Annotated in this window: 13 protein-coding genes, 1 riboswitch and 1 other annotated feature (1 of these 15 running past the window's edge); of the genes, 8 read left to right on the forward strand and 5 right to left on the reverse strand. The window is 43.5% G+C overall.

Annotation, left to right across the window (positions count from 1 at the left end; all coding sequences use genetic code 11):
* Positions 1-363: 363 nt before the first annotated feature.
* From BN1765_RS07500 to BN1765_RS07510, 3 genes are all read left to right on the forward strand, one after another.
* Positions 364-759, forward strand: a complete 396-nt coding sequence (locus tag BN1765_RS07500) for a hypothetical protein (protein WP_050614532.1) — start codon at positions 364-366, stop codon at positions 757-759.
* Positions 760-882: 123 nt separating this feature from the next.
* A complete protein-coding gene (locus BN1765_RS07505) occupies positions 883-2058 on the forward strand; it encodes a DHH family phosphoesterase (RefSeq protein ID WP_050614533.1) in 1176 nt (391 codons plus the stop codon).
* Positions 2059-2233: 175 nt separating this feature from the next.
* Positions 2234-3037, forward strand: coding sequence for an alpha/beta fold hydrolase (locus BN1765_RS07510; RefSeq protein WP_050614534.1), 804 nt, complete (start codon positions 2234-2236; stop codon positions 3035-3037).
* 46 nt (positions 3038-3083) lie between these two features.
* Here BN1765_RS07510 and BN1765_RS07515 read toward each other — a convergent pair whose 3' ends face one another.
* Positions 3084-3593 (reverse strand): phosphatase PAP2 family protein, encoded by a 510-nt coding sequence (locus tag BN1765_RS07515; protein ID WP_050614535.1) that lies wholly within the window; start codon positions 3591-3593, stop codon positions 3084-3086.
* A 177-nt stretch (positions 3594-3770) separates the two neighbouring features.
* On the opposite strand from BN1765_RS07515, the gene BN1765_RS07520 reads away from it, so the two are divergent.
* Positions 3771-4121 carry a hypothetical protein gene (locus BN1765_RS07520; protein WP_050614536.1) on the forward strand — a complete coding sequence of 117 codons (351 nt, stop codon included), beginning with the start codon at positions 3771-3773 and terminating at the stop codon, positions 4119-4121.
* Between the two features lie 207 nt (positions 4122-4328).
* Here the strand turns inward: BN1765_RS07520 and BN1765_RS07525 are convergent, their stop codons facing one another.
* The 4 genes from BN1765_RS07525 to BN1765_RS07540 form a co-directional block, all read right to left on the reverse strand.
* Complete coding sequence (locus tag BN1765_RS07525; RefSeq protein WP_050614537.1) at positions 4329-4730, reverse strand: DUF3888 domain-containing protein; 402 nt, start codon at positions 4728-4730, stop codon at positions 4329-4331.
* A gap of 277 nt (positions 4731-5007) precedes the next feature.
* A complete protein-coding gene (locus tag BN1765_RS07530; protein ID WP_069202999.1) occupies positions 5008-6390 on the reverse strand; it encodes a nucleoside recognition domain-containing protein in 1383 nt (460 codons plus the stop codon).
* Positions 6387-7088 (reverse strand): FeoB small GTPase domain-containing protein, encoded by a 702-nt coding sequence (locus tag BN1765_RS07535; RefSeq protein ID WP_050614538.1) that lies wholly within the window; start codon positions 7086-7088, stop codon positions 6387-6389. The genes BN1765_RS07530 and BN1765_RS07535 overlap by 4 nt, the downstream gene beginning before the upstream one ends.
* Positions 7075-7329: a FeoA family protein gene (locus BN1765_RS07540; protein WP_050614539.1), complete on the reverse strand. Its 255-nt coding sequence runs from the start codon at positions 7327-7329 to the stop codon at positions 7075-7077. Before BN1765_RS07540 ends, BN1765_RS07535 begins: the two co-directional genes overlap by 14 nt.
* A gap of 464 nt (positions 7330-7793) precedes the next feature.
* Here BN1765_RS07540 and BN1765_RS07545 point away from each other — a divergent pair, with 464 nt between their 5' ends.
* The 4 genes from BN1765_RS07545 (at position 7794) to BN1765_RS07560 (ending at position 12808) form a co-directional block, all read left to right on the forward strand.
* A complete protein-coding gene (locus BN1765_RS07545) occupies positions 7794-9026 on the forward strand; it encodes an aminopeptidase (RefSeq protein WP_050614540.1) in 1233 nt (410 codons plus the stop codon).
* 62 nt (positions 9027-9088) lie between these two features.
* Positions 9089-9268, forward strand: a riboswitch (cobalamin riboswitch).
* A 176-nt stretch (positions 9269-9444) separates the two neighbouring features.
* Complete coding sequence (locus tag BN1765_RS07550) at positions 9445-10425, forward strand: ABC transporter substrate-binding protein (protein WP_050614541.1); 981 nt, start codon at positions 9445-9447, stop codon at positions 10423-10425.
* Entirely contained in the window at positions 10412-11458 is a 1047-nt protein-coding gene (locus BN1765_RS07555; protein ID WP_050614542.1) for a FecCD family ABC transporter permease, read from the forward strand. The genes BN1765_RS07550 and BN1765_RS07555 overlap by 14 nt, the downstream gene beginning before the upstream one ends.
* A 15-nt stretch (positions 11459-11473) precedes the next feature.
* Entirely contained in the window at positions 11474-12808 is a 1335-nt protein-coding gene (locus BN1765_RS07560) for an ABC transporter ATP-binding protein (protein ID WP_050614543.1), read from the forward strand.
* A gap of 66 nt (positions 12809-12874) precedes the next feature.
* Positions 12875-12946, forward strand: a binding site (T-box leader) (it continues 177 nt past the right edge of the window).

Here is a 12946-nt window from a genome sequence, read left to right on the forward strand (position 1 = left end):
ACTGCTATTTAACGGACGGGGCTATTCCAAGGAAAGCCTTTAGCGGTTGTTTCTGTTAGGGGTCCCCTGTTTGTTCTAGAACACATATCTTTAAAAGATAGTTACACATTCTCCTTGAAATCTATCTTCAAAAACAGCATGTATCTGTTTAATTTTTCGTCAATAGTATGGAAATCCATTTCTATCCATCGCCAATCATTCGTTTACCGCCGCACTTGAATATATACTAACTTTAGTGAATTAGGGTAAAAATTACCAATTCAAAATAGGTTTATTTTCAATTAATATGGTATATACTGTTTTACGAAATAATAGAATATTATATATTCTTTAAAAATAGAAAAGAAATAAAGGGCGATGAGAATGAGTCAACAACACCTATACCAACTTTGCGAAGTTGTAAATACACTAGGCGGGAATGTGAATTTTACGGACGAAAAACCGCTGAGTTTCAATAGTGATACATTAACGATTACTGTGCCGTTTAAATGGGAACTCGAAGATCTATATGGATTGGCGCATGAAATCGGTCATTTAAAAGATCATCTGGACAGTGAGCTGGATTACGGACTATGGAGAGACAACTCTGCTTATAGATTGAGTGTGGAAATGCGTGCTTGGACTTTTTCATATGATATTCTGACCAGGGTTGGAATCAATACGACGAATTGGAGCAACCATGTAAACCAAAAACTGTCTTCGTATCTGAATTTCCCTTATCAATCACTTGATCAACTTGATGAAGCAACTGCCGTATAGGATTAAATAGATGAATATATGATTAAATACCCTTCTGGATGCCTGGTCCTGAGGGGTATTTTTTATGGAAGCGGTCAATAATTTTCCTGCAGGAGAAACATACTACCTTTTGAGGTGAAAAATATGTATACATTACTGACCCATACCGATTTGGACGGTGTCGGCTGCGGCATTTTAGCAAAGCTTGCTTTTGATCAGAAAGTCAAGGTGAGATACAACTCCATTGCCTCCCTAAACCATGAGATTGAATTTTTTTTGGAGAATGGATCCAAGGACACCTTTTTGTTTATAACGGACTTATCTCCCAATACAGAGAATGAAGCGAAACTCAATGAGTTTTATAGTAAAAATGGGAATGTACAGTTAATTGACCACCATAAGACCGCTTTGCATTTGAATGACTATGAGTGGGGATATGTCTTGACAGAAGATGATCAAGGACAATTGGCCTCAGCCACATCGTTATTCTTCCACTATCTCGTTGACCGTGGCTTGTTGGCGGCTACCGATGCTATCGCTGAATTTGTTGAGATGGTCAGGCAATATGATACATGGGAGTGGGAAAAGAACGGGAACCGGCAAGCACATCAGTTGAACTCACTTTTCTTTTTGGTATCGATCGATGAATTCGAGGAAATGATGATCCGTCGCCTTCAGACATCCGATCATTTTGATTTTGATGATTTTGAAAAGAAGCTGCTGCGCATGGAAGAAGAGAAAATCGAACGATACATCCGCCGGAAAAAAAGAGAGTTGGTGCAAAAAGAAATAGAGGGACGCTTAGCGGGTGTTGTCTTTGCGGAATCCTACCATTCCGAGCTCGGAAATGAATTGGGGAAGGAATATGAACAGCTTGACTATATTGCCATTGTGAATATCGGCGGCAAAAAAATCGCATTCCGGACCATCCATGATTATATGGATGTATCGGCAGTTGCCGGGCAGTTCGGCGGCGGAGGGCACGAAAAAGCATCCGGCTGTTCTTTGTCGGCTGACGCTTACCATCTGTTCGTAGAAGGGACCTTTCATTTGGAACCGCTGCGGGAAGATGCAAAACGGAACCGTTTTAATGTAAAAAAGTCCTCATTCGGTACGCTTTACACCAATCATAAAAAAGACATTATTTTGTTAACTCCCCTGAGTGAAGGCTCTTGGGGAATTGAAAAAAATAAAGAAGAAGTTGGTGATATTTTCTTAAGCTTTCATGAAGGGGAACGTTACCTGAAAAGGGCATTTACAGCCTGGTTGGCCCGAGACGAGCAATTTGTGGATTATTTAATGAAAGAGGCCAAGAAGTAAGTGGCTGTATAGTTGAGGAAAAAAGCTTCTTCTGTTGGATCCTAATCTGAAAAGATAGCCATGCTAAACCGAAAGTTCAAATGAAGAAGTGTTTACATGAATTAAGCGTCCAAATAGGTGGGGAATGAAAATCCCCCACTAATCAAAGTTTTGCTTTCTTGAGGAGATTAGAATCATGCCGACATTGAAACAGGAAAATGGCAGCATCTATTATCGAGTGAAGGGCGAAGGAATTCCGCTTATCTTTATCCATCCGCCTATGCTGACAAGCGCAAATTTTTATTATCAAGCAGAAGAATTGTCCGGGATATGCAAAGTCATAAGATTCGATATTAGGGGCCACGGAAGAAGCAGCACTTCAAAACGGCCAATCACATATCCATTGATTGTTGAAGATATGAGACAGCTGCTCGACCATTTAGGAATAGAAAAAGCATATGTTTGCGGTTATTCAACTGGCGGCTCGATTGCGTTGGAATTTTTACTGACCTATCCCGAACGTTCTTATGGAGGAATCATTGTCAGCGCTATGCCGGAAGTGAATGATTTGTATTTGAAACAAAGAATCGCTATGGCCATAAAACTTGCCAATACAAAATCATTTCCGCTCCTGTCACTTGCCATTGCATGGGGGAATGCCGATACCACAGCTATATTCAGAAAGATGCATAAAGAAAGCTTATACGGCCATGCACTCAATATCCAACAGTATTACCGATACAGCATGGGATACAATTGCACGGAACGGCTTGCAGCAATCGATTTGCCTGTTCTGCTCGTTTACGGAGAGAAAGACCGATCCTTCCATTCATATGCACGTCTGCTTCACAAGAACTTGCCAGATAACCAATTGATTTTTCTGGAAAAAGAGAAGCATCAAATCCCTACAAAGGCAGCAGGCAAATTAAATAACGCCATCCGTACGTTTATTCAATGGCAAAGCAATAGGGAAAACGGAGAAGCGGGAATTATAATCTAATATAAAAAAACAGTGGGCGATGAAGAAATGCCCACTGTTTTTATGTTCACTTTATCATTTTCATCCCAGCCAAACGGGCAAATAAACTCATGAAACTGCCAAGAAAGGCGCTTCCGGCGATATCTGAAGGATCATGCTGCCCCATCCAAATGCGCGAGAGCCCGGTTAACAAGGATAGCACATACATTACGCTGCCAAGGAGGCGATTATAAAAGATAATGGAAGTCGCCGCCATAAAAGCCAGAGCAGTGTGTTTACTGGGGAATGAAGAACTTTCTCTTGGAGGGACCGGCGGCAAGAGACGGACCATACGGCGAACAAACGGACGAGGCCTATAGTAAAACGGCTTTATAAGCAATCCTGCCAAAACAGTCAAGATGCTTCCAAGACCTGCTATGTACACGGCTTTTCTGTACACTTTATTGCGGAACCATAGAAAAATGAAAATTAGAAGAAACACATAGCGCATTTTCTGGGAAACGCTGACCATGAGGTAATCAAACAATCGATTGCTTCCAGCTAATTGATTAATGGCCTTAAACAGTTTATCATCCATGGGATTTCTGCCTTTCTTTATATTCGTGATAGTTTTTCCTCTTTAAGCAGTAATTATGTAAATACCATTGTGGGTTGGAACGCCTTTATATCGCTAACGGGATTGTTTGGTATAAGAAGGAATCAATGATTAAAAGAAGAATAACTAAAGGAATTCTATCTATGGAGGAATTTGCCTGTGAATAAAAAAAGATTTATTAAAAGTTCTATCTTTTTATTGATTTTTTTGTTTCTAGGCATTCTATATTTTTGGATATCTATCTCTTCTTATCAAACAGCTGAAGATTTATATGATTTTCCCATTCCTAAGAATGCTCAATTAGTATATAAAAAAGAAAAGGTTAGTGGATATGAATGGGATAAATCATCATTCGAAAATGGAATTCCTTTTAGCTATAAAATAGTGATAAAACAAAATGGATGGAAAGAAGAAGAACGGGAAGGTGGAAATACAACTTATACAAAAGGAGAAAGTAAAATTAATTTATTATCGGACACAGATTATATTGAAATATCTAATGATTTTTAAGCCGCAGTTTTTTGGGGGCAATGATAGAGAATGATACTTAAGCGAAAGGAATCTATAGTCGAAGAGTCCATTAAAAAGCATAAATCCCCTACTTTTTGTCTTAAAGCTGGGGATTCTTCGTTGATGAAGGGATCTTTGAGAGTTCTTCTAAGTACTTACACTACATTTAAGAGTATTAATTAACAACTTGATATAATTTAAAATCTACTAATTGAAGTCTATTTTAGGATAAGTTTTCAGATGTTTATAACCAATTAATTTTCCATCTGCCGTTACGACAATTCTATCCTTACCATAGGTAATGTGCGCACGATAATAGGGTGTAACTTTTAACGTGATTTCATAAGCACCTCCTATTCCATTAGTTTGTCTAATCTTAAGAATTTCAGTAGCATACGGGGCCCAAGTAAGGTCTTCTGGTGCATTTTTATCTTTTTTATAAATTTCAGAAATTGCTTGATCAATTGGTTTTCTTAAGCTAATAATAAGTGCATATTTAAACGCGTCACATAGTTCACTATCCGTCTCATTGATCGTTGCTGAATAAGCAGGTGCAGTAAAATCATTTAAGAAAATGAGCATTAATATAATAACAAAAAATTTTTTCATATCATTTTTCACCTATTATTAGCTTTCCAACAATTAACTGTACTATTCTACGAACTACCCCTTTAACAGCATAAGAAAAAAACGTCAACTTGACAGTCTTGTTCTTCCGCTATTGCTCCTTATAGACACATAGAGAATCTTTTTTCATTTAGTACAGGAATACTGCCCCTTCGTATGAACGAAATAGCAAGCGGAGTGATTGGGGGCAATCCATGATGGCAACAGTTATCAAATAGATTAAATAAAAATGCGTCTGAAAGCAGACGCATTTTTTATATCAAACCCAGCCGAACCAGCGGGCTATCGATGCTACCAGGAATGTCACTCCGACGGCGATGGCTGTCGGTATAATGAATGACATAAAAGTCCATTTGGCACTTTTGGTTTCCTTATAGATATTTAGAAGTGTTGTGCCGCATGGATAATGGAGCAGGGAAAACAGCATCATATTTAACGCCGTCAGCCAAGTCCAGCCTTGGTCGAGCAAAATTCTTTTCAATTCGGACATCTCTTCAACTTCTGTCAATGATCCTGTGGACAGATAGGCCATTAGTAAAACCGGAATAACAATTTCGTTTGCTGGCAACCCAATAATAAATGCCGCCAGAATATAGCCGTCCATGCCAAGCGCCTTGCCGAATGGATCTAGAAATTGGACAAAATGCATCAAAATACTTGTATCGCCAATGTCAATATTGGCGAGTACCCATGTCAGCAGGGCTGCCGGTGCTGCAACCTTAACGGCGCGGTTCAGGACGAGCCAAGTTTTATCCACACTGGAGCGGATGATCGTATCCAGAAATTTTGGCCGGCGGTAGGGAGGCAATTCGAGTGTATAATGTGTCGGGATCCCTTTCAGCGCCGTCTTTGATAAAATCCAGGATACTGTCAGTGTGACAAAGACGCCGATCAAGACAAAACCGATCAGTATTGCCGCGGTCATGAAAGTGGCTGATAATCCGGTAAAGCTTGCGGCCATGAACATGGAAGCAAGCAGGATCAATGTCGGCCAGCGTCCGTTGCACGGGATGAAATTATTCGTCAGGATGGCCAGCATCCGTTCACGCGGCGATTCGATGATACGTGTGCTCATAATGGCCGCAGCATTACAGCCAAAACCCATTGCCATCGTCAACGACTGCTTGCCATGGGCACCAGCGGATTTGAACAAGCGGTCCATATTGAAGGCTACGCGCGGCAAATATCCGTAATTCTCCAGGAGAGCAAACATCGGGAAGAAAATCGCCATCGGAGGAAGCATGACGGAAACGACCCATCCCGTGCCACGGAAGAGCCCGAGAACCAGCATGCCATGCAGCCATTCAGGAGCATGCATGTAGGCGAATAAAGCCGTTAGCTTGGCTTCCAGGTAATTAAACATGTCAGCAAGAAGCGAAGAAGGGACATTGGCTCCGGCAATCGTCAGCCAAAGGACGATGCCGAGCATAAGAAACATGATTGGGAAGCCCCATAGTTTGCTGGTCAGAATCTTGTCGATTTTTTCACTTCTATAATCTCTTTCGCTTTTTGTCGAAACCACTGCCTGCGTAAGCAGACGGGTTTGGCTATAAATGCTTCCGACTACGTCTTCGCGAATGCTGCCGGGGGCCATTTCAGCTGCTTTGCGTGCAATCCTTTCCAAAGCGTCAGCTGTATTCATACCATCACGCTCTCTTTCTTCGCCAGCCTTTCTTTTAAAGAATGCAAGAGTGCTTCATCGCCATCCAAAAGGCGCAGGGCGATCCAGCGGGAAGGATAGCTATTGCCCACAGTTGCTTTGATATCAGCTTCCAATTCTGCTATTTGTTTTTCAATAAGAGGGGGGTAAGTAACCCGGTATGGATGGACTGATACATTTCCATGCACCATTGCCTGGATTTTTTTTAGTAATTGGTCCAATCCGACTTTATTGCGCGCCGACATTTTGATGACCGGGACGCCTAATTTTTTTGCAAGCAGTCCGCTGTCCACCTTGATGCCTTTTTTGGTGGCTTCATCGATCAAATTCAGGCAGACAATGACGGAAGAGGTCATCTCTAGCACCTGGAGCGCCAGATTCATATTCCGTTCCAGGCTGGTCGCATCCACTACGACAAGGGTAACATCCGGCTTTTCAAAAATGATATAATCGCGTGCGACTTCTTCATCCGCCGAATTGGAATACAGCGAGTACGTGCCGGGCAAGTCGATGATCTCATACGTATCCCGTTCATACGAAAAGTAACCGCTTGCCTGTTCAACTGTTTTACCGGGCCAGTTGCCCGTATGCTGGTTCATGCCTGTCAGCGCATTAAACAGAGTGCTTTTTCCTGTGTTAGGATTTCCTGCTAAAGCAATTCTGAAATTATGAGTGTTCACGCACAATCACCCTTTCTCCGAATATTTGGTCGCATTCTTCTTTTCTGAGGGCAATGGTCGTTCCGCTGACCCGGAAGGCAACCGGATCCCCCAAAGGGCTCTTTTGTATCATTTCCACGGCAAATCCAGGGACAAATCCTAAATCAAGCAATCTTCTCCGCATGACCGGTTCCATTTGCAGGGAGGCGATAATCAGTTTGTCGCCTGGTTCTATAGAAGAAAGTGGGACTATTTTGTTCAATTTGGTCCTCTCCTTTAATTTTTCACTTCTGAATAAAAGTTTCCTTAGCGCAACTTTTATTCAAATTATATAGTAAGACTGTTAAAAAACAAACAGTAATTTTTGATTTTTTATAGACAATTTACGTGCCAGCATGTTGGACAGCAGCTGGCAAATGAAGTTGGCTCCTTTTTTCTGTGGCAATATGTGGACGTCAATCTATTTCGTGTTATAAATTTTATGTAGGGACAGGGAGTAATGTGACTCATTTGTTGCCTTTATGCAACAATTAAGGAAAGCACTATCTTTTTTAGCCGAAAGAAAGGTTGTAGGTCTCTTCCTAGAAAGTGAAACTTTGATCGGTGTGGGCATTCATTTGTTGAACCAAACAAAGCGTCGGTTAGAAGGGGACAAAAGAAATCCATGGACGTATAGGAGTATAATGTTTACAATTAAAATGAATATTCAGTCAGAGGAGTGGAGTTATGAAGGACTTTCAAAAAAGTTTAGAAAAATATGCAGAGCTAGCTGTTAAAGTGGGCGTTAATGTTCAACCAGGACAAACCTTGGTCATCCGGACTACACTGGAGGGCGCAGAACTTGTCCGCATCATCACGAAGAAGGCATATGAAGCAGGGGCCCATAACGTTATTGTCCAATGGAGCGATGATACCGTTACCCGCCTTCGTTACGAGCATGCCGGAGACGAAGTCTTTAAAACGTATCCGGAGCATCAGGCAAATGAAACAAATGAATTGGCAGAGAAAGGCGCTTCCTTCTTATCTGTTATTTCATCTTCACCGGATTTATTAAAAGGAATTGAACTGGACCGCTTGGCAAATAGCCAGAAAGCATCAGGGCAGGCATTGAACAAATTCCGGCAAATCATGCAGGCGGATAAGGTTTGCTGGTCTATTGTAGCTGTTCCTTCACAATCATGGGCAGATATGGTCTTCCCGGATGCACCAGAGGACCAACGTATAGATATGCTGTGGGAAGCAATCTTCAAAGCGACTCGCATTGATACGGACGATCCTGTGGAAGCCTGGAAGAAACATGATGAAAACCTACATACCAAAGTGGACTACTTGAATGCCAAGCATTATAAAAAATTGCATTATAAAGCGCCGGGCACAGATTTGACAATCGAACTTCCCGAGAAGCATATTTGGTGCGGAGCCGGCAGCATATCTGAAGCAGGCGTAGAATTCATGGCCAATATGCCGACTGAAGAAGTGTTCTCTATCCCTTTGAAAACGGGTGTAAACGGGACAGTGGCAAGCACTAAGCCATTGAGCTACGGAGGGAATATCATCGATCGTTTCTCCCTTACATTCAAGGATGGACGGATTGTTGACGTAAAAGCGGAAGTAGGAGAAGAAGTCTTGAAAGGCCTAATTGAAACGGATGAAGGTTCTCATTACTTGGGCGAGGTGGCATTGGTTCCGCATCATTCACCGATTTCTGAATCTAACATTCTATATTACAATACTCTATTCGATGAAAATGCCTCCAACCACCTGGCAATCGGAAGTGCCTACGCATTCAACCTGGATGGCGGCAAAACAATGTCCCGTGAAGAGTTGAATGAAAACGGAGCGAATGAAAGCATTACCCATGTGGATTTCATGATCGGCTCTGACCAAATGGATATCGATGGCATTACCGAAGACGGCAAAGCGGAGCCTATTTTCCGGAGTGGAAACTGGGCATTCTGAGGCTATCTGAATAATGCTGACAATTTTATAGAAATGAAGTAAAATATTGGTGTGTGCATGGACAATTCCATATTTTTTAGAGTGCCTTATGAAGAGGATAATAGGGAAACCGGTGAAAGTCCGGTGCAGCCCCCGCTACTGTAAGCATTATTTGGACGGCCCAAATTGCCACTGGAGAAATCCGGGAAGGCTTGGGCCGGTTGATGCGAAGCCAGGAGACCTGCTCTAAGAATAGTTGCTTGTTTTTCGGAGGGAAAAGTGAGTCAAGCAGGTTATTTGATGTGACTTACATTTAATAAGAGCCTTGACTTTTACCGGTCAAGGCTTTTTCAGCGCTTTCTGAAGCAAATCGTGATAATCCGTGTATTTAAAACTAGGCATCGAAAATGCCAATCATTCAGAAAGAGTGGGATTGAATATGAAGAAAAAATGGATGAAATCTCTTCGTATGGTTCTTGTAGCTCTGGCACTCGCCCTCTTAGGCTTAGCGGGATGCAGTACGGAAGAACCGAAAGAGGAAAAAGGCGGTGCTTCTGGCACAGTTGAAACAGTAAAGGATCAGTTTCCTATTACGTTCAAGGATGAATCCGGCCAAAAAGTGACCATCAAGGAAAAGCCCCAAAAAATTGTTTCTGTATTGCCAAGTACCACGGAAACCTTATTCGCCCTTGGATTGGATAAGGAAATTACCGGTGTATCCGATTTTGATAATTATCCAAAACAGGCTGCCGAGAAACAAAAAGTCGGTTCCCAGGATATCAATTTGGAAGCTGTCCTCTCGCTTGCTCCTGACGTGGCTTTCATTTCAGAATACCATGCAAAGAGCCATGCCGATATGGTCAAACAAATGCAGGATGCCGGGATTGCCATCGTCGTCAATAAAACCTCTCAGAACTCATTTTCAGATACATACAAAAGCATTGAGATGATCGCCAAGGCAACTGGGACTGAAAAACAAGCGGCTGCCATTATCGATCAGATGAAAAATAAAGTTGAGGCAATAAAGGAAAAAGCAAAAGAAGTGAAGGAAAAGAAATTGGTCTGGACCGAAACCTCTCCTCAGCCGGATATCTATACGGCCGGAAAGCATACCTTTGTCGATGAAATGCTCACGATCATTGGAGCCGAAAATCTGGCGGCCTCTCAAGATGGCTGGGTGAAGATGAATGAAGAGGAAGTAGTGAAATTGAATCCAGATGTCATTATTACTACTTATGGCTACTATGTGCCCGATGCCAAGAAACAGGTTTTGAGCAGACAGGGCTGGCAGGAAGTGCAGGCAGTCAAGGACAAGCAAGTCTATGATGTGAATAGCGACCTTGTGTCAAGGCCGGGCCCTCGGCTTGCTGATGGACTGGAAGCTTTAGCGAAGGCTGTATATCCTGATGTCTACCAATAAACGGCTGGCTGCCGTTTCTGGCATTGCTGCCTTGGCCGTGGTTGCCAGTATCATTGCCGGCGTCTTCTATGGCAGCGTCCACGTAACCGTTCCGGATATCCTTAAAATTCTTTTGGGGAAAATGACAGGGCATATTTGGTTTGACGGTGAGAAAAACATGGAAGCGATTATATGGAATATCCGTTTTTCTCGTGTTGTACTAGCATTCCTTGTCGGTGCATCGTTATCGCTTGCCGGCGCCGCTTTTCAGGGGCTGCTGCGCAACCCGCTGGCGGATCCCTACACAATCGGCGTATCATCAGGTGCATCGTTTGGGGCAGTGCTAGTCTTGTTTTTGCAGCTGCCCGCCACTTTTCTGGGCGGTTATCTTCAGCCTGCCGCAGCCATTATCTGCGGTTTAGGGACCCTTTTGCTTGTTTTATTCATCTCCCATTTTTCCCTAGGGAGATTGGCGAATGAAACGATTATTCTGGCAGGGGTGATTCTGTCTTCCTTCATGAGTGCCTTCATTTCCTTGCTCATCTCATTATCGCCGAGGGATGATATGGTGAATATCTTGAATTGGACAATGGGGAGCGTTGCCATGAGGGGCTGGAGCCATGTCCAAATGATGGCGCCTTTCTTCGTCGTTGGATCGGTGCTGATCCTTTTACATGCGCGCGAACTGAATGTACTGGCCCTTGGAGAGCAGTCGGCGCAGTTTTCCGGGATGGACGTAAGAAAGAAGAAGAAAGTGATCTTAATTGGAGCATCCATCCTGACAGGAGGTGCGGTCGCCGTATCTGGCGCCATCGGTTTTGTCGGCTTGGTGATCCCCCATATTGTCCGTTTGCTTATCGGGGCAAACCACAAGTATGTCCTGCCTTTTTCATTAGTGATCGGTGGTGCTTATCTGGTGGCAGCTGATTTGCTGGCCAGGATGATCATTGCCCCGCGGGAATTGCCGATAGGCGTCATTACGGCATTGATCGGTGCGCCGGTATTTGCTTTTTTATTGGTTAGACAACGAATGAAGGCATCAACCAGAATATAAAGGGAGGGAAGAGGCATGATTTCGCTAACGAATGTAAGCGGGGGGTACAGCCGGTCTGTCCCGGTTGTCAGGGACTTGACCATCAGCATAGCAAAAGGGGAATTCTTTTCTCTGATTGGGCCGAACGGGAGCGGGAAAACGACACTCATCCGTTTAATCATGGGTGCCCTATCTATCCATGAAGGAACCATCCAGGTAGAAGGCCGGGGCATTGACCGATACACACCAAAGGAATTGGCCGCCAAGGTGGCGGTAATGACCCAGGAAAACGAGGTCGGCATGGATTTTACCGTGGGGGAAATCGTCGGCCTTGGGAGATATCCTTATCAAAAAGGTTTATTATTCAGGGAACACCATTCTGATGATGAGGCTATCATAAAAAAAGCGATGCTTCAGACGAATACCTGGCAATTCCGCCACTCTTCATACGGGACATTGAGCGGAGGGCAAAAACAGCGCGTTCTGCTCGCGAAAGCTTTGGCACAGGAACCTGATATCCTGCTTCTTGATGAGCCTACTAACCATCTCGATATTCGACATAGCATGGAGTTGCTCGATTTACTGAAAGGCCTGCAATCCAGCCAGGAGCTGACGATTGTTGCCATCCTCCATGACTTGAATCTGGCTTCACTCTACAGCGACAGAATCGGAGTGATGGATAAGGGTACTCTCGCCGGCGTGTATGAGGGCCTGTCCGCTAAAAGCGAGGCAGCCTTTAGCGATATATATGGAGTGGATATGCTATTCCGGGCCCATCCGGCCGTAGCCAAAAAAGCGGTTTTTTTTGAACCGGCATACTTAAAAGGAAAAGAGAGTTCCTTGCTGGCCGGACTGCATGCCGAAAAGGACAGCGGTTCGTTCAGTCTTTTCTCTGCACAGCCATTGCGCACTCTGTCCATCGGAAAATGGGGCAAGGGATTTACTTGGGAAGATCGCTGGCGGTTTATAGATAGAGAGACCGAAGACAGCCGATTCCCTGAATATATGCAACTGGCGGCGGATTTGTTTGTGGCGGTCTGTTACGATGCGGCAACAGGCCAATGCCGACTAACAAGTATGGATGAATGCCCACTTTCCGGGACAGATGCTTTTTTACTCTTTGCCCAGCGGCCTGAGGGCTATCAGTTGGGTGTCTTCGTTTCCGCTTTTATGGATGAAGCCGGCATGATGAATCTGGCAAACTCACTGTCTGTTGATATGGTGCGTTTGGATGGAACTTCAGAAAAGGACGTTCTTCAAGTGTTCATCAGCATCCAGGGGAATAGCGATCATCAACAGGATTGGCAGAATGTCCATTCAGGCTGCAAGCGGATGCTTGAATATGCGTTTAGCAACAAGCAGGATGCCTGAAAGCTCTCAATATCCGAATGGTGATTTACATTTTTTTACTTTGGTGTTATATTTATTGAAAAATAGAAGAATGCGATGAAGAGAAAAAGTAAATTGCCGGTATTTTTTACAGAGAGCTTCGGTTGCTGAAAAGAAGCA

Source organism: Bacillus testis, assembly GCF_001243895.1.
Lineage (GTDB): Bacteria > Bacillota > Bacilli > Bacillales > DSM-1321 > Bacillus_AD > Bacillus_AD testis.